Origin of the sequence: Mesorhizobium kowhaii (genome assembly GCF_003253745.1) — a bacterium.
GTDB lineage: Bacteria > Pseudomonadota > Alphaproteobacteria > Rhizobiales > Rhizobiaceae > Mesorhizobium > Mesorhizobium kowhaii.
In genome coordinates this window covers 256,596-279,288 of sequence record NZ_MZXV01000062.1, presented here as the reverse complement: position 1 = coordinate 279,288, position 22,693 = coordinate 256,596, and the positions used below count along the sequence as shown (strand labels likewise).

At 62.5% G+C, this 22,693-nt stretch carries 27 protein-coding genes; 10 read left to right on the top strand and 17 right to left on the bottom strand.

The features are described from left to right. Positions 1 to 43: 43 nt before the first annotated feature. The gene (locus B5V02_RS29365; RefSeq protein ID WP_111547495.1) at positions 44 to 2,113 is read right to left on the bottom strand and encodes an ASKHA domain-containing protein; all 2,070 of its coding nucleotides are present in this window, start codon (positions 2,111 to 2,113) and stop codon (positions 44 to 46) included. An 89-nt stretch (positions 2,114 to 2,202) separates the two neighbouring features. Between B5V02_RS29365 and B5V02_RS29360 the strand changes: the two genes are divergently transcribed. After that, positions 2,203 to 2,445: a hypothetical protein gene (locus B5V02_RS29360; RefSeq protein ID WP_245446259.1), complete on the top strand. Its 243-nt coding sequence runs from the start codon at positions 2,203 to 2,205 to the stop codon at positions 2,443 to 2,445. A 79-nt stretch (positions 2,446 to 2,524) separates the two neighbouring features. Here B5V02_RS29360 and B5V02_RS29355 read toward each other — a convergent pair whose 3' ends face one another. The 6 genes from B5V02_RS29355 to B5V02_RS29330 all read right to left on the bottom strand — a co-directional run bounded on the left by B5V02_RS29355 (position 2,525) and on the right by B5V02_RS29330 (position 7,228). Further along, a complete protein-coding gene (locus tag B5V02_RS29355; protein ID WP_111547493.1) occupies positions 2,525 to 3,499 on the bottom strand; it encodes a methyltetrahydrofolate cobalamin methyltransferase in 975 nt (324 codons plus the stop codon). A gap of 81 nt (positions 3,500 to 3,580) precedes the next feature. Beyond that, positions 3,581 to 4,672: a methylenetetrahydrofolate reductase gene (locus B5V02_RS29350; protein WP_111547492.1), complete on the bottom strand. Its 1,092-nt coding sequence runs from the start codon at positions 4,670 to 4,672 to the stop codon at positions 3,581 to 3,583. After that, positions 4,669 to 5,280 carry a methylenetetrahydrofolate reductase C-terminal domain-containing protein gene (locus B5V02_RS29345; protein WP_111547491.1) on the bottom strand — a complete coding sequence of 204 codons (612 nt, stop codon included), beginning with the start codon at positions 5,278 to 5,280 and terminating at the stop codon, positions 4,669 to 4,671. The genes B5V02_RS29350 and B5V02_RS29345 overlap by 4 nt, the downstream gene beginning before the upstream one ends. After that, positions 5,273 to 5,575, bottom strand: a complete 303-nt coding sequence (locus B5V02_RS29340; RefSeq protein WP_111547490.1) for a virulence factor — start codon at positions 5,573 to 5,575, stop codon at positions 5,273 to 5,275. Before B5V02_RS29340 ends, B5V02_RS29345 begins: the two co-directional genes overlap by 8 nt. A gap of 204 nt (positions 5,576 to 5,779) precedes the next feature. Continuing rightward, positions 5,780 to 6,553, bottom strand: coding sequence for a formyl transferase (locus B5V02_RS29335; protein ID WP_111547663.1), 774 nt, complete (start codon positions 6,551 to 6,553; stop codon positions 5,780 to 5,782). Between the two features lie 99 nt (positions 6,554 to 6,652). Next, the gene (locus tag B5V02_RS29330) at positions 6,653 to 7,228 is read right to left on the bottom strand and encodes a DUF4893 domain-containing protein (RefSeq protein ID WP_111547489.1); all 576 of its coding nucleotides are present in this window, start codon (positions 7,226 to 7,228) and stop codon (positions 6,653 to 6,655) included. Between the two features lie 122 nt (positions 7,229 to 7,350). On the opposite strand from B5V02_RS29330, the gene B5V02_RS29325 reads away from it, so the two are divergent. Further along, positions 7,351 to 8,274, top strand: a complete 924-nt coding sequence (locus B5V02_RS29325) for an NAD-dependent epimerase/dehydratase family protein (protein ID WP_111547488.1) — start codon at positions 7,351 to 7,353, stop codon at positions 8,272 to 8,274. Here B5V02_RS29325 and B5V02_RS29320 read toward each other — a convergent pair. Next, positions 8,271 to 8,903, bottom strand: coding sequence for a DUF1638 domain-containing protein (locus B5V02_RS29320; protein WP_111547487.1), 633 nt, complete (start codon positions 8,901 to 8,903; stop codon positions 8,271 to 8,273). The two genes, B5V02_RS29325 and B5V02_RS29320, sit on opposite strands and share 4 nt — an antisense overlap. A 64-nt stretch (positions 8,904 to 8,967) precedes the next feature. Here B5V02_RS29320 and B5V02_RS29315 point away from each other — a divergent pair, with 64 nt between their 5' ends. Next, positions 8,968 to 9,123 (top strand): entericidin domain-containing protein, encoded by a 156-nt coding sequence (locus B5V02_RS29315; RefSeq protein ID WP_111547486.1) that lies wholly within the window; start codon positions 8,968 to 8,970, stop codon positions 9,121 to 9,123. A 62-nt stretch (positions 9,124 to 9,185) separates the two neighbouring features. On the opposite strand, the gene B5V02_RS29310 is transcribed toward B5V02_RS29315, so the two are convergent. Next, on the bottom strand, positions 9,186 to 9,884 hold the full coding sequence (locus tag B5V02_RS29310) for a corrinoid protein (protein WP_027029468.1): 699 nt from the start codon (positions 9,882 to 9,884) through the stop codon (positions 9,186 to 9,188). A gap of 275 nt (positions 9,885 to 10,159) precedes the next feature. On the opposite strand from B5V02_RS29310, the gene B5V02_RS29305 reads away from it, so the two are divergent. The 4 genes from B5V02_RS29305 to B5V02_RS29290 all read left to right on the top strand — a co-directional run bounded on the left by B5V02_RS29305 (position 10,160) and on the right by B5V02_RS29290 (position 14,737). Continuing rightward, positions 10,160 to 11,734 (top strand): trimethylamine methyltransferase family protein, encoded by a 1,575-nt coding sequence (locus tag B5V02_RS29305; protein WP_111547485.1) that lies wholly within the window; start codon positions 10,160 to 10,162, stop codon positions 11,732 to 11,734. An 89-nt stretch (positions 11,735 to 11,823) separates the two neighbouring features. Then, positions 11,824 to 12,513 carry a hypothetical protein gene (locus tag B5V02_RS29300; RefSeq protein WP_111547484.1) on the top strand — a complete coding sequence of 230 codons (690 nt, stop codon included), beginning with the start codon at positions 11,824 to 11,826 and terminating at the stop codon, positions 12,511 to 12,513. A gap of 105 nt (positions 12,514 to 12,618) precedes the next feature. Continuing rightward, positions 12,619 to 13,356, top strand: a complete 738-nt coding sequence (locus tag B5V02_RS29295; protein WP_111547483.1) for a dienelactone hydrolase family protein — start codon at positions 12,619 to 12,621, stop codon at positions 13,354 to 13,356. Positions 13,357 to 13,558: 202 nt separating this feature from the next. Next, on the top strand, positions 13,559 to 14,737 hold the full coding sequence (locus B5V02_RS29290; RefSeq protein ID WP_111547482.1) for a BaiN/RdsA family NAD(P)/FAD-dependent oxidoreductase: 1,179 nt from the start codon (positions 13,559 to 13,561) through the stop codon (positions 14,735 to 14,737). 6 nt (positions 14,738 to 14,743) lie between these two features. Here B5V02_RS29290 and B5V02_RS29285 read toward each other — a convergent pair whose 3' ends face one another. The 6 genes from B5V02_RS29285 to B5V02_RS29260 all read right to left on the bottom strand — a co-directional run bounded on the left by B5V02_RS29285 (position 14,744) and on the right by B5V02_RS29260 (position 17,135). Then, positions 14,744 to 15,136, bottom strand: a complete 393-nt coding sequence (locus tag B5V02_RS29285) for a DUF1801 domain-containing protein (protein ID WP_111547481.1) — start codon at positions 15,134 to 15,136, stop codon at positions 14,744 to 14,746. Positions 15,137 to 15,178: 42 nt separating this feature from the next. Further along, entirely contained in the window at positions 15,179 to 15,571 is a 393-nt protein-coding gene (locus B5V02_RS29280; RefSeq protein WP_111547480.1) for a VOC family protein, read from the bottom strand. Between the two features lie 88 nt (positions 15,572 to 15,659). Then, entirely contained in the window at positions 15,660 to 16,109 is a 450-nt protein-coding gene (locus B5V02_RS29275; protein ID WP_111547479.1) for a DUF1801 domain-containing protein, read from the bottom strand. Positions 16,110 to 16,119: 10 nt separating this feature from the next. Further along, positions 16,120 to 16,341 (bottom strand): hypothetical protein, encoded by a 222-nt coding sequence (locus B5V02_RS29270; protein ID WP_111547478.1) that lies wholly within the window; start codon positions 16,339 to 16,341, stop codon positions 16,120 to 16,122. A 48-nt stretch (positions 16,342 to 16,389) separates the two neighbouring features. After that, positions 16,390 to 16,815, bottom strand: coding sequence for an SRPBCC family protein (locus tag B5V02_RS29265; protein ID WP_111547477.1), 426 nt, complete (start codon positions 16,813 to 16,815; stop codon positions 16,390 to 16,392). After that, a complete protein-coding gene (locus B5V02_RS29260; RefSeq protein WP_111547476.1) occupies positions 16,812 to 17,135 on the bottom strand; it encodes an ArsR/SmtB family transcription factor in 324 nt (107 codons plus the stop codon). The genes B5V02_RS29265 and B5V02_RS29260 overlap by 4 nt, the downstream gene beginning before the upstream one ends. A 157-nt stretch (positions 17,136 to 17,292) precedes the next feature. Between B5V02_RS29260 and B5V02_RS29255 the strand changes: the two genes are divergently transcribed. From B5V02_RS29255 to B5V02_RS40870, 3 genes are all read left to right on the top strand, one after another. Continuing rightward, positions 17,293 to 17,853 (top strand): RNA polymerase sigma factor, encoded by a 561-nt coding sequence (locus B5V02_RS29255; protein WP_111547662.1) that lies wholly within the window; start codon positions 17,293 to 17,295, stop codon positions 17,851 to 17,853. Between the two features lie 2 nt (positions 17,854 to 17,855). Continuing rightward, complete coding sequence (locus B5V02_RS29250; RefSeq protein WP_111547475.1) at positions 17,856 to 19,982, top strand: VWA domain-containing protein; 2,127 nt, start codon at positions 17,856 to 17,858, stop codon at positions 19,980 to 19,982. A gap of 241 nt (positions 19,983 to 20,223) precedes the next feature. After that, positions 20,224 to 20,472, top strand: a complete 249-nt coding sequence (locus B5V02_RS40870; RefSeq protein WP_167458720.1) for a hypothetical protein — start codon at positions 20,224 to 20,226, stop codon at positions 20,470 to 20,472. Positions 20,473 to 20,487: 15 nt separating this feature from the next. Here the strand turns inward: B5V02_RS40870 and bmt are convergent, their stop codons facing one another. Both bmt and B5V02_RS29235 read right to left on the bottom strand, forming a co-directional pair. Next, positions 20,488 to 21,510, bottom strand: coding sequence for a betaine--homocysteine S-methyltransferase (bmt, locus tag B5V02_RS29240; RefSeq protein WP_167458725.1), 1,023 nt, complete (start codon positions 21,508 to 21,510; stop codon positions 20,488 to 20,490). Positions 21,511 to 21,642: 132 nt separating this feature from the next. Then, positions 21,643 to 22,500, bottom strand: a complete 858-nt coding sequence (locus B5V02_RS29235; protein WP_111547473.1) for a helix-turn-helix domain-containing protein — start codon at positions 22,498 to 22,500, stop codon at positions 21,643 to 21,645. Between the last annotated feature and the right edge of the window lie 193 nt (positions 22,501 to 22,693).

Sequence of the window (22,693 nt, the reverse complement as noted above, 5' to 3'; positions counted from 1 at the left end):
GGTGTAAGGCGCGGTACCTGAATCCGTTGTAACGCCGCACTTTCTATTCCCGGCCGCGCCGGGCCGCGTGGCCTTCGCGCGAACGCCGGCGCGGGGCGGCGTCGCCGGCGACGCCATCCTCGCTGACCGTCTTGCGCGGCGGCAGTTTCACCGCCGCCGACAGTTTCGGGAACGGATCAACCTTGTTCGGCAGCGCCATGGCGTAGACGAAATGCTCCTGGAATTTTGGTTCGAGCGCTGTCTCGATCTTCTCGATCTTGCTGACCGTGTCCTCGATCTCGCGACGATAGCCGCGGTTGAGCAGCGCCATGCGCGCACCAGCGCCGGCGGCGTTACCGACGGCCGAAACCTTGTCGAGATCGCAATCCGGGATCAGGCCCAGCACCATGGCGTATTTCGGATCGATGAAGGAGCCGAAGGCGCCGGCGAAATGGATGCGGTCGACATGGTCGGTGTTCTGCTTTTCCATCAACAGCTTGGTGCCGGCATAAAGCGCTGCCTTGGCGAGCTGGATGGCGCGCACATCGGTCTGGGTGATGGTGATCTTCGGTTCGCCTTCCTTCAGCACGTAGGAGAAGGTGCGGCCGTTGGCGGTGACGCGCGGCGAGCGGGCGGCAAGCCCGCCATCGATGACGCCGTCCTCGGAGATGATGCCGGCGAGGTACATCTCGGCCACGACCTCGATGATGCCGGAGCCGCAGATGCCGGTGACGCCGGTCGCCTGCACGCTGTCGAGGAAACCCGGCTCGTCGGACCACAGCTCCGAGCCGATGACGCGGTATTTCGGCTCCAGCGTGTCGGGGTCGATGCGCACGCGCTCGATGGCACCGGGGGCGGCGCGCTGGCCGCCGGAGATTTCCGCGCCCTCGAAAGCCGGGCCGGTGGGCGAGGAGGCGGCGACGACGCGCGTGCGGTTGCCGAGCACGATCTCGGCATTGGTGCCGACGTCGACGATCAGCATCATCTCGTCCTGGCGGTGCGGGCCTTCCGACAGCGTCACCGCCGCCGCATCGGCGCCGACATGGCCGGCGATGCAAGGCAGCATGTAGAGCCGGGCGCCCTGGTTGAGCTTCAGGCCGATATCGGATGCCTTGATGTGCACCGCGCCCGAAACGGCCAGCGCGAAGGGCGCGCCGCCGAGTTCGGTCGGGTCGATGCCGAGGAACAGATGGTGCATGATCGGATTGCCGACGAAGACGGAATCCAGGATGTCGTTGCGCTGGACGTTGCCTTCGGCGCAGACCTTGTCGACAAGACCGGAGATCGCCTCGCGCACGGCGACCGTCATGCCTTCGCGGCCATCGGGATTCATCATCACATAGGAGACGCGGCTCATCAGATCCTCGCCGAAGCGGATCTGCGGGTTCGACGTGCCGGAGGAGGCGGCGACGCGGCCCGACAGCAGCGACACCAGATGCATGGCGATGGTGGTCGAGCCGATATCGCAAGCCAGCCCATAGGCTTCGTTCTTGAGACCTGGCCACAAAGCGATGACCCGCGCGGTCTCCGAGTCGGCATCCTTGTAGATGGCGGCGGTGGCGGTCCAGTTGCCTTTGCGTAGAATGCCTTGCACTTGCGGCAAGAGATAAAAATCGAAGTCCAGGCTCTTGAGGTTCCAGTCCTTCATCAAAGCGATCTTGAGGCGGTCGAGATCGCCGAGCGGCTTGTGCATGTCGGGCTCTTCGATTTCGACATAGCACATGCGGATCGCCGCATCGCGGGCGATCACCCTGGTGTCGGCATCCTTGCGGATGGTCTGCGCGTTGATGACTGTATCCTGCGGCACGTCGATGACGAGGTCGCCGAGGATCTGCGCCGAGCAGGAGAGGCGGCGCCGTTCGGGCAGGCCGCGAACGCGCTCATAGCGCTCTTCCTTGGCACCCTTGGGCGTGATGTGGTCGTTGGAGGAAATGATCTTGTGTTTGGCGAAATTGCCTTCCTGCACTTCGATCTGGCAGCGCCCGCACGTGGCACGCCCGCCGCAGACGCTTTCGACATAGACGCCGAGCTGGCGTGCGGCATCCAGCACCGGCGTGCCGACCGGAAACCGCCCGCGCTTGCCCGACGGCATGAACAGCACGAGCGGATCGGTGATGTTGGCAGGTGAATTCATGCTTGCACGCGTCTCGATGACGATTGTCGATGCCGTTTAACGGATCGTTTCACTAATGGGCGGAGTGTCTGATGGTCCAGAGGCCAGTCATGTCCGATCTCCTCGTGTCCGCCATACTCACTGCTTTTACCATGGTGCGCCTGCTGCGCGGCCCATGGCTGCGCAATCCGCAATATCTGGCGTCCGGTATTGTCGGTGCGATTGTCGGAGCCTTGCTGCTGCACGGGTTCTGGCCGGCCGCCGACGATGACTTCATTGTCGGCGGGCTGACCGGCATTTTCGGGTCGTGGGCGGGAATGGTGCTGTTCGACGCCATTTTGGGCATGGCCTGACCGAAACGCACACCGGCCCGACGGCATCATCTGCACGATCGGTTCGGTGAGGTTTGCAGGACAGTCCACGATTGCGCGCTTATCCCCGAGCCATCCGGGCTTCACGGCCGCCACGGCGGCGGCCACCATTGTTGGCGCCTTCGCCCGGCGCATTGACCTGCGTCGGGGCGGCGACAGCCTGGCCGCCTTCGGCCGGCTTGTAGTCCTTGTAGGTGCGGATCCAGTTGGTGCAGTTCTCGTCGGTGCCGTTAAGCACATTGGCGCCGCGCACGGCTTCCATTTCCTGCGGGCGCACCGGGTTCATGATGGCGCTCGTCATGCCGGCGCCGATCACCATCGGGATGAAGGCGGCGTTGATGCCGTGGCGGTGCGGCAGGCCGAAGGAGATGTTGGACAGGCCGCAGGTGGTGTTGACCTTGAGCTCTTCGCGCAGCCGGCGCAGCAGCGCGAACACCTGGCGGCCGGCATCGCCGAGCGCGCCGATCGGCATCACCAGGGGATCGACGACGACGTCATGCGCGGGAATGCCGAAATCGGCGCAGCGCTGCACGATCTTCTTGGCGACGGCAAAGCGCACATCCGGATCCATCGAAATGCCGGTCTCGTCGTTGGAGATGGCGACGACAGGTACGTTGTACTTCTTGACCAGTGGCAGGATGGCTTCGAGCTTTTCTTCCTCGCCGGTGACGGAATTGACCAGCGGCCGGCCCTTGGCGACCTTCAGCGCGGCCTCGATCGCGGCGGTGACCGACGAGTCGATCGACAACGGCAGGTCGACCAGGCCCTGGACGATCTCCAGCGTCTGCACCAGCAGGCCGGGTTCGGTCTCGTTCGGGTTGACCGAGGTGACGCCGGCATTGACGTCGAGCATGGTGGCGCCACAGGCTGCCTGCTCGAGCGCGTCCCTGATGACGGTCTCGAAATTGCCCGCGATCATCTCTGCGGCCAGCTTCTTGCGGCCGGTCGGATTGATGCGTTCGCCAATCACGCAGAACGGCTGGTCGAAGCCGATGATGATTTCTCGTGTCGCCGAGGCGACGATCGTCCGGGTCATGAATTCTCTCCGCCGTGATATAAAGATTTCTTTATATCGTTGTCTGGTTTCGTTCAAGCGAATGGGTGGCCGTCCGCGCCGTCAGTGCGCGGTCTTCACCATATCCACCTGCGTTTCGGTAATGTCGTCGTGCAGTATGTGCTCGAGCCGGTCGGCGACCATCTGGTCGTCGTGACGGATCTCGCGTTTCCATGGCTGGCGGCCCTTCAGCACGCCCGATTCATCGACGATCTCGGCGACATATTCCTCCTGGCGATAGGCCATGACATGGACGCCAGAGACGCCGGAGATTTCCTTCACCTCATTGATGATGTCGATGCAGAGCTGCTTGCCTTCCTTCTTCTGGTCCTGCGCGCCCTCCAGCCGCTTGATGACCGAATCGGGGATGTGAATGCCCGGCACGTTGGAGCGGATCCACTTGGCTGTCTTGGCCGAGGCCAGTGGTCCGACGCCAACCAGGATGAAGCACTGTTCGGTGTAGCCGAGGTCGCGCACCTTCTGCATGTAGGTGCGGAACATCGGCACGTCGAAACAATACTGGCTCTGCACGAATTGCGCGCCGGCGGCGATCTTCTTGCCCAGCCGATGCGGGCGGAAGTCGATCGGCGGCGCGAACGGGTTGATCGCCGCTCCGAGGAAAAGCTGCGGCGGCGTCGTCAGCTTGCGGCCGGACAGGAACTTGCCATTGTCGCGCATGATGCGGCAGGTTTCCAGGAGCGACATGCAGTCGAGGTCGAACACCGGCTTGGCGCCGGGCTGGTCGCCAGCCTGCACGCCGTCGCCGGTCAGGCACAGCATGTTGGCGACGCCCATCGCAGCCCCGCCCAGCACGTCACCCTGGATGGCGATGCGGTTCTTGTCGCGGCAGGCGATCTGCATGATCGGCGCATAGCCCATGCGGGTCAAAAGTGCGCAGATGCCGACCGACGACATGTGACAGTTGGCGCCCGAGGCGTCGACGGCGTTGATGGCATCGACCCAGCCGTCGAAGATTTTCGCCCGGTTGTAGACGTCTTCCGGATCGGCGCTGTCGGGCGGGTTGAGTTCGGTCGTGACGGCGAATTCGCCGCGCCTCAGGACGCGTTCCAGCCGGCCGCGCGAAGTGTGGCCGGGCAGGGGGTCGAGCGGCAGATGGATGCCGGCCGGGTTCTCGTCGCGCTGGCCTCCGATCATGCCGATGCCCCGGTGTTTGCCGCCCCATTCTTGGCGGCAGCGGCTGCTTCGCGCGCGGCGGCCGCCTGCGCGGTGACCCGCAGCCAGGCCGAGGTTTCCCGCAGCGACTGGTCGACCGGCTTCTGCACGGTCAGGATCCTGTCGCTGTGGACCATGTTCTGCGAGCCTTCCCAGGCCTTGACCCAGACGCAGGGCATATCAGGCTCGACCTCGCAATTGCCATTGGCGCGTACGCCGCCGCACGGGCCGTTGCGCAATTGCTTAGGGCAGTTCATCGGGCACGACATGCCGGTCGAGGACAATATGCACTGGCCGCACATCCGGCAGTCGAACATGAAGCCCTTGACGCGCTTCTCGACAAATTTGACCGGCCCTTCGACACGGCCGTAGCCAAGACCCTTCCACAAGGGGTGGAGGAGCAGGAACATGTCGGCGAATCTGGCGTAGAACCATTCGAGCAGGCGCGAGTGCCGCACAGACCATAGCCTGACCGCGAAGGAGCGCTGCACGCGCCGCTGCGGCGACACATCGGCCGGCTTGTAGTCGGATTTCGGCGCTGCCTTCTTGACCAGAGTGGCCTGGGTAACCGCCGGCTGGGTTTCAGACATTTTCTTTGCCGCCTGCCTTGACCAGAGCGACCAGCCGCTCGCGGTCGTATTTCGTGTCGATGTCCTGGAAGGCCTTTTCGACCTCGGCTTCGAGGTCGTCGCCGACCGGAACAGGCTCGGCCTTGCGCCATTCGGCCAGATAGTCGTCGGTGCCGCCGGCGCCGGTGCGCATGGCGCACATGTCGATCGCCTCGGTGAAGCGCAGCGGCAGTTCGCGCTTGGCGTTCTGCCGGCCCTTCTTGACGATGATTTGGGCAGGGATGTCGCGCCAGTAGACGACAATCAGATCGGCCATGAATTCTCACTCCTCAATGAAGCGAGCATTGCCGGAAGCGCAGTTGGGCCGCTTGTTATGGGACGACGCGCGCGCATTCAAAAGCGACGCATTTGGATGTCGTAAAATGAAAGGTGCGTTTATTCGTTTGCGGCGTGTGCCGGCGGCAGGTTCGACGCGTCGGAAAAGCCTGCGTGGTGCGCGCGATCGCGGACCAAGGATGCGCTACCAGATGCCGGTTCTCAGGCCTGTCCAGAGATAGAACCAGATCGTCGGGTGATACCATTGTTGTGACGGCAGGCCCGGGTCGATGGTGGCGAGTTTTCCGGCCAGCACGTCGCTGACCGACTCGACGCAGATGTCGCGCGAGAACGAAGCCTGCCGCAGCGCGTAGCTCGAGATGCCGTCGCCGCGCTCGGGCTTGCCGCGCACCTGCCTGAGCGCGCCGCCGGTGTCGACACCGGCATCGACCAGCTGCACGGTGGTGCCGAAGTTTTCGGCATCTCTGGTCGCCAGCGCCCAGTAGCCGCCGTTCATGCCGCGGTATTTGGGCGTGATGCCGGCATGGTAGTTGATGACGGGGCAAGAGATTTTCGACAGCGTTTCCCGCGTTAGCATGCGGCAACCCGCGAGAAACACGACGCCTGGCTGGATCCGTGCGATGGCGTCCAGACATTCCGGCGCATTGGCCGAGGGAACGTGGATGATGGACTGGCCCGGCCGCGGTTCCGTCTCCAGCTTCTGCTCGGCGATCATTTGAGCCGCGTGGCCGGCAAAGAAGCGCTTTCCCAGACGCGTCAGCACCATCGTGCCCAGCTGGCCGATGGCTGATACCCAGCCCAGCCGGCGGGCACGCCTGAGCAGCAATTGTTTTTTGGATTCAGGAGCTTCGAGGATGACGCTGACCTGCCCCAACCGGTCGACGATGGCGTTGATGACCGCCCAGATGTGCGGCCCGCCTTCGGTGACGACGACGATGTTCGACTTCAGGGGATCCATGGTTCGCGACGCACCGTTGGACAAGATGCGGCCGGTAACGGCCTTGGCTTGTGGCATGCTAGGGCGTGCGGGTTAATCCTTGGTGATTGTGGTGCAGGATCAGCGCTTGAATTCGAGGATGTCGAGCTTCGATTCGTAGTAGGGTGCGGGAAATTCGATGCGCCATTGGCTGGCGCTGTTGCGGAAGGCATAGCCGACCTGGTCGGTCTGCGGGCCACTGCCATAGGGTTTTGCCGGATCGCTGTTGACGTAGGCCGAGCCGAGATAGATCGCGCGTTTCTCGCCATCGTCGAAGAAGCGGCCCTTGGTGCGCTGCGAGCCGCTGATCTTTTCCAGACGCCAGCCGGAACCGTCGTCGGTCACCTTGCATTTGAACCAGCCATAGATGACGAGCGGCAAAGGTCCGCCGGCCTTGATGGTGCGGCACTGCCAGTTGCCGGTCAGGTCCTTGTCGGAAAAGGCCACCAGCGGTTTTGCCAGCAAGGCGTCGAGCTGCTTGACCTCGGCGGGATCTCCCGCTTTCGCCTCGGCCAGCGCCGCCTTGCGGGTCTCGCCATATTTGTCGAGCCGTGCCTTGTCGGCGGCAGTGATGAGTTTCTGCACCTCACCATCGGCAAGGGCGGGAAGGGTGCAGCAGAGCAGACCGATAGCGGCGAGCAGCGGGCGAAGGATCATAAGAGGCCTCCCTGTTGATGTCTGGAGCAGCGCCAATGCCACCCTGGTGCATAACTTATCGGGTCGCTGGCGCCTGTCATCCGTGCTTAACAGCGTCACGGTCAGAAATCATGGTGTGACAAATGCGAATCTTGCTCACGGGATCGTCGGGTTGGCTGGGCAGCGCGCTGGCGCCGCGCCTGCGGAAACTTGGCCATGAGGTGATCGGCCTCGATCCCGTTCCATCAGCAGAGACCCAGATCGTCGGCTCGATCGCCGATCGTGATCTGGTCCTGGGCACGGTCAGCGAGAACCGCATAGAAGCCATCATCCACAGCGGCGCGCTGCACAAGCCCAATATCGAGAACCGCGCCAACAGCGATTTTGTCGCCACCAACGTGCAAGGCACGCTCAACCTGCTCGATGCAGCGATGGCGGGCGGCGTGGACCGCTTCGTCCTCACGTCGACGACCTCGCTGATGATTTCGCAGGCGATACGCGACGGGTTCAAAGGTGGTGCGCGCAAGGCCGCCTGGCTGACGGAGGCGGTGTCGCCCGAGCCGCGCAACATCTACGGCGTCAGCAAGCTTTCGGCCGAACATCTTTGCCGCCTCTATCACATCGAGCTTGGGCTGCCGGTGGTGGTGCTGCGCACCGCCCGCTTCTTTCCCGAAGCCGACGACATGGCACATGCGATCGAGCAGTCGGATGCCAACACCAAGGCCAATGAACTGCTGTTTCGCCGGTTGACGGTGGAGGACGCGGCCGCTGCCCACATCCTTGCCCTCGAAAAGGCGCCGCAGCTTGGTTTCGACATTTTCATCGTGTCGGCGCCGACGCCGTTCCGGCCCGATGATTGCGCGGCACTGATCGCCGACGCCCCGTCGGTGGTCGCGCGCTATTTTCCGGAATTTCCGGCGCTCTACGCGCGAAAAGGCTGGACGATGTTTTCCTCCATCGACCGCGTCTATGACGCGTCGCGGGCAAGCGACAGGCTGGGTTTCGTCTGCAAGACCAGCTTTGCCGATGTGCTTGCGGAGCTGCGGGCGGAGGAAGGGGCGACCTAGTCGGCGTGTGCCGCTGCCTGCGCCATTCCCGCCGTCAGGTCGCCATAGCCCGTCGCGCGGCGCTCATAGGCAAGGCCGAGCATTTTTGCGGCTTTTTCAGCGACCTTGTCGAGCTCCGGATCGTTGGTCTGAGCGAGATAGATCAGCTTCTCGTAATTGCCGAAATAGTCCTTGATCAGCTCCGGGTGCTTGTCGAGGCCGAGCGGCTTCATGAAGAAGGCGTCGAACTGACGACACAGGAAATCGGTCATGTAGAAGGACATCATGTCGTCATCGGCGATTTTCGCATAGGCCTCCATGCCTTGATAGAAGGCGAAGCAATGCGGGCCGGCCATGCGCTCGACGCCGTGCTTCTCGCAGATCCGGTCGAGCAGGCCACCAGTGCCGCAATCGGCATAGCCGACGAAGATGTGTTCGTAGCCCTCCGCCTTGGCCTTTTCGATAGCCTTGTCCATGGCCGGCGCGATGCGGTCCGGATAGAAATGAAATTCCGCCGGCAAACAGGTCAATTCCAGGTGATTGAGTCCGAGCTGTTCCTTGACGGCCAACACCTCGCGCGCAATCATTCCGCAGGCGATGACGAGCAGCCTGTCCGCTTGGTCTGGTTTCCTTTTTTGTGTCTTGGCCATGGAACCAGCTGAGCCGGCTTTCGTTGCTATGGGGCGAGTCTACCGAGAGAGGGATAAACCGTCCATGAAAACATCCACATATGCAGTCATCGCGCTGCTCGCCAGTGCGCTTTTGGTTTCGGCCTGCGCAAACACAATCCGTGGCGTCGGCAAGGATGCTGCCAACACCGTCAACGCTACCCAGAACGCCGGCAAGAGAGTTGCCACCGCCGCGAACTAGCCTCGCGGGAGCCAGCTCTGCCCAAGTGAAACGGCCGCCATGATTGGGCGGCCTTTTCTTTTTCAGGCCGAAGCGCGGACGTTGTGCTTGCGCTTCATGAAGTCCTTGGCGGTCTCGACCGCCACCGCCGCGTCGCGGCAATAGGCGTCCGCGCCGACGGCCTTGCCGAATTCCTCGTTCAGCGGCGCACCGCCGACCAGCACGACATAGTCGTCGCGGATGCCCTTTTCCTTCATCGTGTCGATGACGACCTTCATATAGGGCATGGTCGTGGTCAGCAGTGCCGACATGCCGATGATGTCGGGCTGGTGCTGTTCGATCGCATCGAGATACTTTTCGACCGCATTGTTGATGCCGAGGTCGATGACGTCGAAGCCGGCGCCTTCCATCATCATGCCGACGAGGTTCTTGCCGATGTCGTGGATGTCGCCCTTGACGGTGCCGATGACCATCTTGCCCTGCTTGGGCGCGCCGGTGGCGGCAAGCAGCGGACGCAGGATGAACATGCCGGCCTTCATCGCGTTGGCCGACAACAGCACTTCCGGAACGAACAGGATGCCGTCGCGAAAATCCTCGCCGACGATGCGCATGCCTTCGACCAGCGCTTCCGTCAGCACTTTGTAAGGCACCCAGCCGCGCTCGAGCAGGATGTTGGTGCCTTCCTCGATTTCTTCCTTCAGCCCGTCATAGAGATCGTCGTGCATCTGCTGCACCAACTCGTCGTCGGAAAGTTCGGAAAGGATGATCTCGTCGTCGGACATTTGTATCGAGCTCCTGCCGGCATCGCGACTGCGTCGCAAGGCACACAATATTCGCGTTCATACCTAACCCGCTGGGGGCATGTATCCATAGCTGATTTGCGACTTCCCGCAAAAGGAAAGCGACCGTAACTCTCTTGGAATTCTTGTCGATTTTGCGACAGGCGTTGGCGCTGGCGGGCCGTTTCGAATAGGGTACATGGCTACGATCCGGCAAGAAGCGGCGATACGCTGCCGCAATGGATTCCGGGTAAGAACAAATTCAGGGAAGAGCGATCATGAGCGAACACGCGGCAGTCGATCAGGAAGCGTCAAACGCGCGACGCGGGCGCGGCGCCAGCGGCGGAGCGGCTGCCCGGCGTGCAGCACGTTCGGGCGGCGGGCCCGGCACCCAGCTCACCTACATCAAGCGCAAGATCAACGTCTACGAGGTGCTGGACGAGGAAGGCCTGGCGCTGATCGAGAAGAACACCGACACGGTGCTCGAAGAGATCGGCATCATTTTTCGCGACGATGCGGAAGCATTGCAGTTGTGGAAAGAGGCCGGCGCCGACGTCAAGGGCGAGCGTGTGCACTTTCCCAAGGGTCTCTGCCGCTCGCTGCTGAAGACCGCGCCGTCAGTCTACACCCAGCATGCCCGCAATTCCGAGCGCTCGGTGCAGATCGGCGGCAACGCCACCGTTTTCGCTCCGGTCTACGGCCCGCCCTTCGTGCGCGACCTCGACGGCGTCAGGCGCTATGCGACGATCGAGGATTTCCAGAATTTCGTGAAGCTCGCCTATATGGCGCCGTCGATCCACCATTCGGGCGGCACGGTCTGCGAGCCGGTCGATGTGCCGGTCAACAAGCGCCATCTCGACATGATCTACAGCCACATCAAATATTCGGACAAGCCGTTCATGGGCTCGGTGACCGCGCCGGAGCGCGCTGAAGACACCGTCGCCATGGCCAAGATCGTGTTCGGCGACGACTTCGTCGAAAACAACACGGTGCTCACCAGCCTGATCAACGCCAACTCGCCGATGGTGTTCGACGAGACCATGCTCGGCGCGCTGAAAGTCTATTCGCGCCACAACCAGGCCTGCATCGTCACGCCATTCATCCTCGCCGGCGCGATGAGCCCGGTGACGGTCGCCGGCACGCTGACGCAGGTTCTGGCAGAGGTGCTGGCCGGCGCCTCGTTCACCCAGCTGATCCGGCCGGGTGCGCCGGTGCTGTTCGGCACCTTTGCTTCATCCATCTCGATGCAATCGGGCGCGCCGACCTTCGGCACGCCGGAGCCGTCGCTGGTGTCGTATGGCGCGGCACAGCTTGCCCGTCGCCTCGGCCTGCCGTTCCGCACCGGCGGTTCGCTCTGTGCGTCCAAGGTTCCGGATGCTCAGGCGGCCTACGAAAGCGCCAACACGCTGAACTCGACGATCCTTGCCGGCACCAACTTCGTGCTGCACTCGGCCGGCTGGCTCGAGGGCGGGCTCGCCTCCTGCTATGAAAAATTCATGATGGACATCGACCAGCTCGGCATGACGCAGAAGTTTTCCGAGGGCGTCGACCTGTCGGAAAACGGCCAGGCGATGGACGCCATCCGCCAGGTCGGCCCGGGCAGCCATTATCTCGGCTGCGACCACACCCAGGCCAATTTCCAGACCGCCTTCTACCGCTCCAACATCGCCGACAACAATTCCTACGAACAGTGGCTGGCCGAGGGCGAGAAGACCGCGCCGCAGCGCGCCAACGAACTCGCCCGCCGCTGGCTGGAAAGCTACGAGGCGCCGTACCTCGATCCAAGCATCGACGAAGCCTTGAAGGACTTCATCGCCAAGAAGAAGGGGTCGATGCCCGACGCCTTCACTTGAAAGGAGCCCGAGTCAGGCGGGGCTAAAGTCGCCAACATCATCCACAAGGAAGTCTGGCGGAGCGCTTTCTCCGATCCGGTTAAGAAGGAATGATTGCGCCCGCCGGCAGCGTTGACCGTATCGCTTCGGCGCTTCTCGCCAACGGCCTTATTCTTCGTGGCGGCTTCAATTTCACACTGGGCGATGTGCCGCCACCGGGCCAGTCAGGCGCTCCCGCCAAATCCGTGCTGCTGGTGGGGCAGGCGGGTGCTGCGCCCTGGCCGCATTTCCTGCGCTGGCAGGAAAAGCAATCGCGGATCATCGCCAATCCGCTCGATACCTGGTCACGCGACGTGATCGGGGCGGTGGCGGAGACATTCGGGGCGCGGGCCGTTTCGCCTTCCGACAAGCCCTATCTGCCTTTCCAGCAATGGGCGATGCTGGCGGAGGGGCTGAAGCCGTCACCGCTCGGCATCCTCATGCATCCACGATACGGGCTTTGGCACGCCTATCGTGGTGCGCTGCTGTTCGAGCAACAGCTTCCGATTGAAGCCGCCGAGGCGCCAATTCACCTTTGCGATTCATGTGTCGAAAAACCCTGCCTGAAATCCTGTCCGGTCGACGCATATTCCGCGCAAGGTTTCGCCTACCAGTCCTGCCTGGCGCATGTGCGGGGAGCGAATGGCGGACCGTGCCGGACTGGCGGCTGCCTCGACCGCAACGCCTGTCCCTACGGGACGGCCTATCGCTACCCCGCGGAGGTCCAGGCGTTTCATATGGCGGCATTCGCCGATCTGTAGTCGTCGCGCGATCCTGCACGAAATGTTGACTGCCAGGTTCAGGGAACGCCTTGCTCTGGCGGCTCGCGCGGATATGTATCGCGCATCTGACGAACGGAGCAGGCAATGACGAAGCAGGACCTTCAGATCAACACCAGGGACGGTACGGCAACAGCAGAGCTTTTCCGCTCTGCAAACGCGTCCCCGGCCAAGGCCGGCGTCATCCTGTATATGGACGCGTTCGGGCCGCGCGCTGCGCTCGATGGCATGGCGGAACGGTTGGCGGGCGAAGGCTATGCGGTGCTGGTGCCGGACCTGTTCTACCGCAATGCGCCCTACGGGCCGTTCGACGCCAGGACCGCCTTCACCGAGGAAAAGACCAAGGCAGCGCTGATGGCGCTGGTGACCGGCACGACGCAGGAGATGACCATCAGCGACAGCGGTGCATTCCTCGATGCGCTGGCGGCTGAAGGTGTTGCCGGGCCGATCGGGACGGTGGGCTATTGCATGGGTGGCGGCCGCGCATTGAACGCCGCTGCATCCTATCCCGGGCAGATAAAGGCGGCCGCCAGTTTCCATGGCGGCAATCTGGCCAGCGACGCCGCCGACAGCCCGCATCGCAAGGCGGCCGCCATCAAGGCGCGTGTCTATGTCGGCGTTGCCGGCGTCGACCGCAGCTTCCCGCCGGAGCAGTCGGCACGGCTTGCGGAGGCGCTGCGGGTTGCGGAAGTCGACCATGTCATCGAGAACTATGTCGGCATGGCGCATGGCTGGTGCGTGCCGGATCACAGCGTTTTCAATGCCGCGGGTGCCGAGCGCCACTGGAAGCGGTTGACGACGCTGTTTGCCGAGACGCTGATCTAAAGCCCGTTCCATCCCGATTGAATCGGGATGGGGCTCTATCCGTTTGTGGAGCATGATCTTTTCCGAAAACCGGTTCCCACTTTTCGGGATCATGCTCTAAAACGCCGATCGAGGCGTTGCCTGCAGTCGCACCGAACGGGTAGAGACTGCAGAATTGGCGCGCCTGCTAAAAGGGCGCCGTCAGCGGGAACGATTTAGCCTGATGCAATCCTATGATGTCGTGATCATCGGCGCGGGTGCTGCCGGAATGATGTGCGCCTTGGAGACGGCAAAGCGCGCCCGTTCGGTGCTGATCCTCGATCACGCGGCGATGCCTGGCGAAAAGATCCGCATCTCCGGCGGCGGCCGGTGCAATTTCACCAACATCCATGCCAGTCCGAAGAACTTTCTCTCGGGCAATCCGCATTTCTGCATCTCGGCGCTTAGCCGCTACACGCAGCGCGATTTCATCGCGCTCGTCGAACGCCACCGCATCGGCTATCACGAAAAGACGCTGGGGCAGTTGTTCTGCGACGGCTCCGCACGCCAGATCATCGACATGCTGGTCGCGGAAATGCGCGGCAGGGGCGTGGAGCTGGCACTGTCGACAGAGGTCGGGGATGTCCGCAAAACCGCGGAAGGGTTTGTGCTCACCCTTTCCACCGGCACGGTCACTTGCCAGTCCCTGGTCGTGGCGTGCGGCGGCAAGTCGATCCCCAAGATGGGGGCGACGGGCTTCGGCTACGAACTTGCCGAACGGTTTGGCCTTGCCATTGTCGAAACGCGGCCGGCGCTGGTACCGCTGACCTTCGACGCAAAAACACTCGAGCGGCTGGCGCCCCTGGCCGGCAATGCCGTCGAAGCGGAAGTCGCCTGCGGCAAGACGCGGTTTTCCGAAGCGATGCTGTTCACGCATCGCGGCGTCAGCGGACCGTCCATCCTGCAGATATCGTCCTATTGGCGCGAGGGCGACGAAATCCGTATGGCCATGCTGCCGGGGGTGGATGTAGCGGACCTCATTCGTACCGCCAAGCGCGGCAACGGGCGGCAAGCGGTGCAGACGGTGCTGGCAAATCACCTGCCGAAACGGCTCGCACAGTCGATCGCCGAGCGCACCGGGATCGACGGCAACCTCGCCGATCTTTCAGACGCCCAGACCAAAACCATCGCCGCGGCGGTCAACGACTGGCGCATCAAGCCGGCCGGTTCGGAGGGCTACCGTACAGCCGAAGTGACGCTTGGCGGGGTCGACACCAACGGACTCGACCAGAAGACGATGCAGGCGAAGTCCGTGCCGGGCCTGTTCTTCATCGGCGAAGTCGTCGATGTCACGGGCTGGCTGGGCGGCTATAATTTCCAGTGGGCGTGGTCGTCGGGCTGGGTCGCGGGGCAGGCGGCCTAGTTTCGCTCAGGCGCCCGACGGCACTTTCTTCTTCTTCTTTTTGCCCTGGTTGTAATCGATGGCGGACCGGACGAGGTCTTTCAGTGCGCGCTCATCCAGCGCATCGCCCTCTGAAAGATCGATCGCCCGCCACACCTTGCCGCCAAAACCCGCATTGAAGAGCTTTTCGGGATCCGGCAGGCTGGCGCCGTGGGAAAAGGTCAGCTTCACCTTGTCCTTGTGGGCGTTGCCGACGGCAATCATTCCGTCGCGAGACCACACCGGGCTGCCCATCCACTTCCACTCCTCGATGATCTCGCCATCGACTTCAAGAATGGCCTTGCGGACGCCGGCGAGCGTCTTGCCACGCCAGTCCGTGAGGCCTGCGATCAACTGGTCGATCTGTTGCGATGCAGTCATTGGGTGCCTTCCTCTGTCTCGACGCGTTTCAACTGCCGACCGTTACCAGCGCGCCAGCTGGGTGATCTGAACGAGGTTGCCGCAGGTGTCGTTCAATTGAGCGATGGTCGAGCCGGTCACCTCGGTCGGCGGCATGGCGAACTCGCCGCCGCTCGCCTTGATGCGCTCGTAGTCGCCCTTGACGTCGTCGGTGAAGAACATGACCGCGGGCTGACCCTGCTTGAAGATGGCTTGCTGATAGGCCTTGGCGGCCGGGTTGTCGTTGAGCGCGAGTTGCAGCTCGGTTCCATCAGGCTCTTCGGCCGAGGCCACGGTCAGCCAGCGATAGGGCCCATTGCTAAAGTCGGCCTTCTTGGTGAGGCCCAGCACGTCGGTATAGAAGCGCAGGGCGTTTTCCTGGTTGTCCACATAGATGCTGGTGAGCTTGATCTTCATCGCTATTTCTCCTCTGTAGTGTTCGCCCTGTCGGCAGGGCGTGGTTTTGAATTGTGCTGGCAGGCTTCAATCAAGTCCGCTGCTGCGGCTACGAGATCCAGCCGGGCAGGGCGGCGGCCTGCTTCACCCAGTCCGCCATCTGCGCCTCGTCGAACTCGTCGCCTTCGCGGATGTCGATCCAGCGTGCGTCCTTGCTTTTCGCCGTTCCGCCGGGCGGGACCGGTCGCAACGACATGCCGCTGAAGAAGGTCACCTTCACGTAGTGGGTCAGGACATGGAACGTGACGAACCAGCCTTGGCCCTCGATGCCGTAGAACGGCGAATTCCATCTCACGGCTTTGCGTGCATCAGGCACATTGCGCACGATGACTGCGTCGAGGCGCTCGCCGAGGCCGCGCTTCCAGCCCGGCATTGCAGCGATGTAGGCCTGCACCGGGGCGTCGCCATCTCCCTTCGCGATTTGCGGGTTGCCGCCCGAGAGCAGGACCGGTGCAGCCTTGGCTGCGACCTTGGTCGATTGCCCCTGCGTCTTGGCCATTCTACCCATCCTATCCGCCCGCACGCTGCCCGCTGCGCCCCTTGGCGGCATACGGCAGCACGAACATGTACAAGCCACTGAACAGCAGCAAGAAGAGCGGCAAGAGCGGCGAGTAGACAATCCAGGCGGGAGGTTGTCCCAATGCCATGGCGACGAAGTTGGCGATGACGGTCAGCGTAAATATGATCGACAGCCAGCGATGAATTTGCCGAACCCACTTGTTCCAGTCCAATGGAACCTCCCATCAAAACGAGCCGAGCCCAGCTATCCGCCCGGCGGTTCAATCTATCCGCGCCAGGACCTGATTCAGGTTTGCAAAGTACTGCCGCCACCCAATCGTCGCGCCCCGGTACGCTTGCTCCTGATCCGGCCGGAAGCCGGACTGTTCCATGCGCAATCGGGTGCCCGTGCTGGTCGGCATGAGAGTCCAGGTGACGACACTCTCGAGGCCATAGGCCTGCCAGGTGTAGGACAGTGTTTTGTTCGGCTCGACTGCTGTTACCTGACAGTCAACAACAATGCTCACGTCAGGCTGCGGGTCCTTTCGCAGATTGAAACGGTGACCCGCGACTGGCTTGAAATCATTCTTCATCAGCCACTCCTCGATCAAATGCGGTTGGGTGAGCGCGCGCCAGATCTTTTCCGGCGGATGAGGTATCTCCCGTTCGACAACGACGGAGCGCGTTTCGGTCGCAATGTTGGTCATTGGTCCATTCTTTTTAGCAGATCTTCGAGGTCGTCGAACCGGCTTTGCCAGAACGCATTCATCTGGTTTGTCCAGTCAGTCAGCGGCGCAAGCGCGCCGAGTTGGGCGCTGTAATGGGTCTGCCGTCCCTCATGGCGGTCGCGGACCAGTCCGGCCTGCCTGAGCACGCCGAGATGCTTTGACACGGCCGGTTGCGAGACCCCGGACTGAGCTGTCAGAGCGCCGACCGTCTGCTCGCCTTCCCGGCACAGGCGTTCGAAGATCGCCCGACGCGTCGGATCGGAGAGCGTTCTGAAGAGGACATCGTGAGCGTTGGTCATTTTGGGATCGATAACTCGGCGGCTATTGATTGACGTATAACCGCGGAGATATGTATTTGTCAAGCAGAGGCAGCGATGGCCGCTATCTGCCCGTTTCCAAAAAAATCTTTCCATTGCCCCAAGGAATCGCCATTAGCCTTCGTCCAACAGGCAAATGATGGCGATGATGCTGGATGAGAGCGAAGCCTCCGACGCCGAACTGATCGGACGGGCGAAGGGCGGAGACAGGGGGGCCTTCGGCAAATTGCTGGAACGGCACTACGACTTCGTCTATCGCGCCGCCTATCGCTGGTGCGGCAAGAAGGCCGATGCCGAAGACATCGCCCAGGAAGTCTGCGTCCGGCTCGGCCGGGCGATCCGCGACTATCGCGGCGGCGGCGCCTTCACGACATGGCTCTACTCCGTGACCCTGAACGCCGCGCGCGACATGATGCGCAAGTCCGCCCGCGACATGGCCAAGACAGAGGCCTACAGCGTTCACGCGCTGATCTCGGGCGAGGCTTCGGCCGAACCGGAAGACCCGGCCGAAGCATTGTGGGTGGCGGTGCGGCAACTGCCGGACAAGCAGCGCGACGCCGTTCTGCTGGTCTATGGCGAGGGCTTGAGCCACGCGGCCGCCGCCGAGGCGATGGCGATCTCGGAGACGACGGTTTCCTGGCACATCCATGAAGCGAAGAAACGGCTGAAGACGCTGATGCGCTCGGCCGGGGAAGTGTGACCATGGTCGACGACAACGAACTCAACAGACTGCGCGGCATCGCGGCACCGGCGCCCACCCAGGACGCCAAGGCACGTGCCTTCGAGGCCGCCCTGCGCGCATACGATCAGGAAAATATTTCGGCGCTCACCCAAGGATCGGTTGGCGGGCTTCGTCTCACAGAGCGAGCACAAAAGCTCCGGAGCGAGATCATGCAAAAGAAACTCATTGCCGCGCCGGCCCTTGCCGGGCTCGTCGCCCTGCCGATCGCCGGATACGCCACCTTCCATATGCTGAGGGAACAGCCGCCCAAGTTCGGCGGCGACGAGAAGATCACCGAAACGCTGGCCGACAAGCCGGCGACCCTCAAGCCGACGACCACCGAGCCCAAGCCGGTCCGCACCGAGCTGGAGAAAGACAAGAAGGCCGACGCGGATGTGGAAAGCCGCGACGCCACCGATGCGCTTGTCGCGCCGGCCTCGCCGCCGAAATCCGAATCGACCGTTGCTGTCGGCGGTGCACAGCAGAATGCGCTGGGACGTGGTGTGGCGCGCACTTTGCAGGCTTACAAGTCGGCGCCAGCCCCGACGGGCGAGTTCGCGCTGGATGGCACTGTGAGCGCGCCCAGGGTGTCAGGGGGTCTCAAGCCGGCCGAGTCCAAGCTGATGGCGCCGCAGCAGCCTGCGATGACGCCGGCCGATCAGGTGCCCCAGCAAGAGGAAAACCGCGACCGCATCGAGGATTTCAAGACCAATCCGGTGCATGCCGCGCTCGAAGACCCGGTCTCGACCTTCTCGATCGACGTCGATACCGCTTCCTATTCCTTCGTGCGGCGTTCGCTGAAGGAAGGGTTCGTGCCGCAGGCCGACACGGTTCGCGTCGAGGAGATGATCAACTACTTCCCCTATGACTGGAAGGGGCCGGACTCCGCCACGACGCCGTTCAACTCGACGGTCAGCGTCATGCCGACGCCGTGGAACACGCATACCAAGCTGATGCATGTCGCCATCAAGGGTTTTGACGTCAAGCCGACCGAGCAGCCGAAGGCCAATCTGGTCTTCCTGATCGACGTCTCGGGCTCGATGGACGAGCCGGACAAGCTGCCGCTGCTCAAGTCGGCTTTCCGGCTGCTGGTCGGCAAGCTGAAGGCAGACGACACGATCTCGATCGTCACTTATGCGGGTGACGCCGGCACCGTGCTGATGCCGACCAAGGCTGCCGAGAAGGACAAGATCCTCAATGCCATCGACAATTTGCAGCCAGGCGGCTCGACGGCCGGCGAGGCCGGCATCAAGGAAGCCTACAGACTTGCCCAGCAATCGTTCGTCAAGGACGGCGTCAACCGGGTGATGCTCGCCACCGATGGCGACTTCAATGTTGGCCAGAGCGACGACGACGATCTGAAGCGGTTGATCGAGAAGGAGCGCAAGACCGGTGTCTTCCTGTCGGTGTTCGGCTTTGGCCGCGGCAATCTGAACGACCAGATGATGCAGACCATCGCCCAGAACGGCAATGGCACCGCCGCCTATATCGACACGCTCGCCGAAGCCGAAAAGGTGCTGGTCGAGGATGCCTCCTCGACGCTGTTCACCATCGCCAAGGATGTGAAGATCCAGGTCGAGTTCAACCCGAACAAGGTCTCGGAATATCGCCTGATCGGCTACGAGACCCGGGCTTTGAACCGCGAGGATTTCAACAATGACCGCGTCGATGCCGGCGATATCGGCTCCGGTCATTCGGTCACCGCGATCTACGAGATCACGCCGAAGGGCAGCGGTGGCGAGCAGATCGATCCGCTGCGTTACGGTCAGGCGTCGGTGGACAATGGCGGCGTCGCCAATGCGGGCGAATATGCCTTCGTCAAGATCCGCTACAAGCTGCCCAACGAGGACGTCTCGAAGCTGATCACCACGCCTGTGACTTCGGCCAACGAGGTAGCGTCCTTCGACCAGGCCAGCACCGACCAGCGCTTCTCCGTGGCAGTCGCGGCCTTCGGCCAGAAGCTGCGCGACGAGGATGCGACCGCGAAGTTCGGTTACGACAAGATCATGGAGATCGCCACTGCCGCTCGAGGAGCCGACCCGTTTGGGTACAGGTCCGAGTTCCTCTCGCTTGTGCGCCTTGCCTCGGCGCTGGGCGGTAATCGGTAGTGGTGATGACGGCCGGTTTCTTTCAGATGGGATCGTTCTGATACGGGAAACCGACCCACGGGCGGGTGAGGCAGGCCGGCGAGGGATTCTTCCCTTGCCGGCCTTTTTTTGCGGATTGTTAAATTGCGTTGGATTTCCGGTACATGATCGCAATTTCCTCTTGTTACGTAGAGGCTGATGTTTGGGCTTGAGGGGGCCGGAATTGCTGATCAGGACTGTTGCGAACTCGATATCACGAGATATGCCGGCACTAGGATCGGCGGCTTCGTCCGCGCCGTCGGCGGAATCCAGGCGCATCAGCGACGATGTCGCACAAGCGCGTCACACCGCCTTGTCAGCGCTGAACAATGACCGCTTTCGCGTCATGCTGGAGCAGATCACCGACCCCAGCGCATCCGGCGCGCTGATGACGATGCGCGGCGATACAGCAGCTGGTGCCAGCACCGATTTCAAGTCGGCGCAGTCGAGCTACGCCGACAACAGCGAATAACCAGAGACGACAAGGTCAGGCCCGGCTGCGACGCCGCTCGCGGCGGGCTTCGCTGGTCTCGGCGGTGTTTTCCGTCGCCACCTTGTTGCGCATCGGACCGATACGCTCGACAATGGCGCCAACAGTCGGACGGTCTGCCTTGGTGTGCGCGTCGAGTGCCTTGCGCATCGCGGCAAGGTGCTGGAACGAGGTGCCGCAGCAGCCGCCGACGATCTTCGCGCCGGCATCGACGGCAAGCCTGACATAGTCGGCCATCAGTTCCGGGGTGCCGGAATAATGGATTTCGGTGCCGCGGAATTCGGGAATGCCGCAATTGCCCTTGACGATGACAGTCGCCTCCGGCTTCGCCTCGGTCATGTCGAGCAGCGAGGCCAGGATGTCGGAAGCGCCGACGCCGCAATTGGCACCGACGCCGAGCGGCGCCTGCGACAGCCCGTCGGTGACGCCATGGATGTCCTTCGGCAGCAGGCCCATCATGGTGCGGCCGGCGGTGTCGAAAGAACCGGTGTAGGTGTAAGGCAAGCCGACACGAATAGCGGCCTCTGCGGCGGCGCGGATCTCGTCGGGAGCCGACATGGTCTCGATCCAGGCGACTTCTGCACCACCGGCCTTGAGACCCTCGATCTGTTCGGCAAAGGCATCGACTGCCTCGTCATAGGTCATGGCACCGAGCGGTACCAGCAATTCGCCGGTCGGACCGACGGAGCCGGCGACGATCACCTTGCGGCCGGCCTTATCGGCGACGGCACGGGCGAGCTCGGCGGCGCGCTTGTTCAGCACATGTGCGCGGTCCTGCGCATGGTGCAGCTTCAGCCGGTGACGGGTGCCACCAAAGGAATTGGTGAGGATGATGTCGGCACCGGCATCGACGAAATTCTGATGCAGGCTGGTGATGGTGTCGGGCGCCGTCTCGTTCAGCAGCTCCGGCGCTTCGCCAGCTTCGAGCCCCATGGCGAAGAGGTTGGTGCCGGTGGCGCCATCGGCCAGCAGCACGCCCTTTTCAGCCAGCAGCGCATCGATAGGGTTGGTCGTCGTCATCGGATTGGCTTTCATGTTTTGAATTCGAATAAGGATATAAAGAAGTCTTTATGTGTAGTCAATGAAATAGCGGTGGCGCCCTCGGCCATTTCGATGGCCAAGGGCCATTCAGACGACCACGATTGCCGTCGATCAGGCAGAGCCTGATGCGAACGACATGTCAGCCAGATTGCGCGCGAAGGCGGCGGCCTCATGCGGGTTGACGTCGGCGGCACGGATCAGATTGTCGAAATGCTGGGTCAGGGCCTGGACCGGCTGGGTAGCGTTCAGCACCACATACATGTCGCCGACATAAATGGCCGCCCGATAGGGGCCGAAGATGGTGAGGGGAATGGAGTAGCGCATGCGGCCGTCATAGAGAAACAGGCGGAAGGTCGGGTAGAGATCGTCAAGCAGCGTTGCCATATGGGCGAGTTGTTGTCGGCGGTCGACCTCCGGAAAACGGTCCCACACGCCCAGGCCGCGGGCGAAGATCTCCAGCGTATGGCGCGGCATGCAGACTTCCATGTCGGTTTCCGGGCGCCGGTTATAGTCGATGCGGTATTGGGTTTCGTTGGCCTGCGTCAGACGGCTTCTGTTGGTGATGTTGGCTTCGTAGTCGACGAGCGCGTGTGTTCGCAGAAGATCGGGAATGCCGGCCGGTACATAGCGGATCTTGGTGCCGGCCGCCTCGGCGAACCATTTTGCCAGCAGCGTGCGGTCGAAACCATCGCGCGCTTCCTCGATCTCCAGGCTTTCGCGGATTTCACCGGTGACACCCTCGTCCTGGCTGAGGCCGAGCAGCCAGTCGAGCGACACCTTGAACTCGGCGGCGATGTTGAGCAGCGTTTCCGCCCGGGGCAGGCGTGTCGAGGCGCCCGACAGCAGCTGCGACAATGCCGACCGATCGATGCCGACCGCGGTCGCGAATGCTGACTGGTTAAGATCGGACCTTGTCAGGAGCAGCTTCAGACGCTCCCGAAAGACTGCCGACAGATCTCGTTTGTCCATCACCTGACTCCGCGAATCGGGAGGAAAAATTTGCGCCAAAGCTGCCGAATGGGCGTCTCAGGCGTAAATGAATCCCTAAGGTTGTTCACAATGTGTAACATGTGCGGTCAAAAATGCGCAATCGCAACATTTTGTACACTTTGTCTCGTTGAGTGGAATCACTTCTCCTGACACAATGATGTCAGGAACCAAT

Bases quoted from the DNA above. Each gene is read 5' to 3' on its own strand.
- B5V02_RS29250 (WP_111547475.1), top strand. From the start codon at position 17,856: ATGGTCGACGACAACGAACTCAACAGACTGCGCGGCATCGCGGCACCG.
- B5V02_RS40870 (WP_167458720.1), top strand. From the start codon at position 20,224: ATGCCGGCACTAGGATCGGCGGCTTCGTCCGCGCCGTCGGCGGAATCC.
- B5V02_RS29330 (WP_111547489.1), bottom strand. From the start codon at position 7,228: ATGATCCTTCGCCCGCTGCTCGCCGCTATCGGTCTGCTCTGCTGCACC.
- B5V02_RS29325 (WP_111547488.1), top strand. From the start codon at position 7,351: ATGCGAATCTTGCTCACGGGATCGTCGGGTTGGCTGGGCAGCGCGCTG.
- B5V02_RS29360 (WP_245446259.1), top strand. From the start codon at position 2,203: ATGTCCGATCTCCTCGTGTCCGCCATACTCACTGCTTTTACCATGGTG.
- B5V02_RS29295 (WP_111547483.1), top strand. From the start codon at position 12,619: ATGACGAAGCAGGACCTTCAGATCAACACCAGGGACGGTACGGCAACA.
- bmt (WP_167458725.1), bottom strand. From the start codon at position 21,510: ATGACGACGACCAACCCTATCGATGCGCTGCTGGCTGAAAAGGGCGTG.
- B5V02_RS29350 (WP_111547492.1), bottom strand. From the start codon at position 4,672: ATGATCGGAGGCCAGCGCGACGAGAACCCGGCCGGCATCCATCTGCCG.
- B5V02_RS29265 (WP_111547477.1), bottom strand. From the start codon at position 16,815: ATGACCAACATTGCGACCGAAACGCGCTCCGTCGTTGTCGAACGGGAG.
- B5V02_RS29280 (WP_111547480.1), bottom strand. From the start codon at position 15,571: ATGAAGATCAAGCTCACCAGCATCTATGTGGACAACCAGGAAAACGCC.
- B5V02_RS29290 (WP_111547482.1), top strand. From the start codon at position 13,559: ATGCAATCCTATGATGTCGTGATCATCGGCGCGGGTGCTGCCGGAATG.
- B5V02_RS29255 (WP_111547662.1), top strand. From the start codon at position 17,293: ATGGCGATGATGCTGGATGAGAGCGAAGCCTCCGACGCCGAACTGATC.
- B5V02_RS29310 (WP_027029468.1), bottom strand. From the start codon at position 9,884: ATGTCCGACGACGAGATCATCCTTTCCGAACTTTCCGACGACGAGTTG.
- B5V02_RS29235 (WP_111547473.1), bottom strand. From the start codon at position 22,500: ATGGACAAACGAGATCTGTCGGCAGTCTTTCGGGAGCGTCTGAAGCTG.
- B5V02_RS29285 (WP_111547481.1), bottom strand. From the start codon at position 15,136: ATGACTGCATCGCAACAGATCGACCAGTTGATCGCAGGCCTCACGGAC.
- B5V02_RS29260 (WP_111547476.1), bottom strand. From the start codon at position 17,135: ATGACCAACGCTCACGATGTCCTCTTCAGAACGCTCTCCGATCCGACG.
- B5V02_RS29275 (WP_111547479.1), bottom strand. From the start codon at position 16,109: ATGGCCAAGACGCAGGGGCAATCGACCAAGGTCGCAGCCAAGGCTGCA.
- B5V02_RS29365 (WP_111547495.1), bottom strand. From the start codon at position 2,113: ATGAATTCACCTGCCAACATCACCGATCCGCTCGTGCTGTTCATGCCG.
- B5V02_RS29320 (WP_111547487.1), bottom strand. From the start codon at position 8,903: ATGGCCAAGACACAAAAAAGGAAACCAGACCAAGCGGACAGGCTGCTC.
- B5V02_RS29345 (WP_111547491.1), bottom strand. From the start codon at position 5,280: ATGTCTGAAACCCAGCCGGCGGTTACCCAGGCCACTCTGGTCAAGAAG.
- B5V02_RS29300 (WP_111547484.1), top strand. From the start codon at position 11,824: ATGATTGCGCCCGCCGGCAGCGTTGACCGTATCGCTTCGGCGCTTCTC.
- B5V02_RS29315 (WP_111547486.1), top strand. From the start codon at position 8,968: ATGAAAACATCCACATATGCAGTCATCGCGCTGCTCGCCAGTGCGCTT.
- B5V02_RS29355 (WP_111547493.1), bottom strand. From the start codon at position 3,499: ATGACCCGGACGATCGTCGCCTCGGCGACACGAGAAATCATCATCGGC.
- B5V02_RS29335 (WP_111547663.1), bottom strand. From the start codon at position 6,553: ATGGATCCCCTGAAGTCGAACATCGTCGTCGTCACCGAAGGCGGGCCG.
- B5V02_RS29340 (WP_111547490.1), bottom strand. From the start codon at position 5,575: ATGGCCGATCTGATTGTCGTCTACTGGCGCGACATCCCTGCCCAAATC.
- B5V02_RS29305 (WP_111547485.1), top strand. From the start codon at position 10,160: ATGAGCGAACACGCGGCAGTCGATCAGGAAGCGTCAAACGCGCGACGC.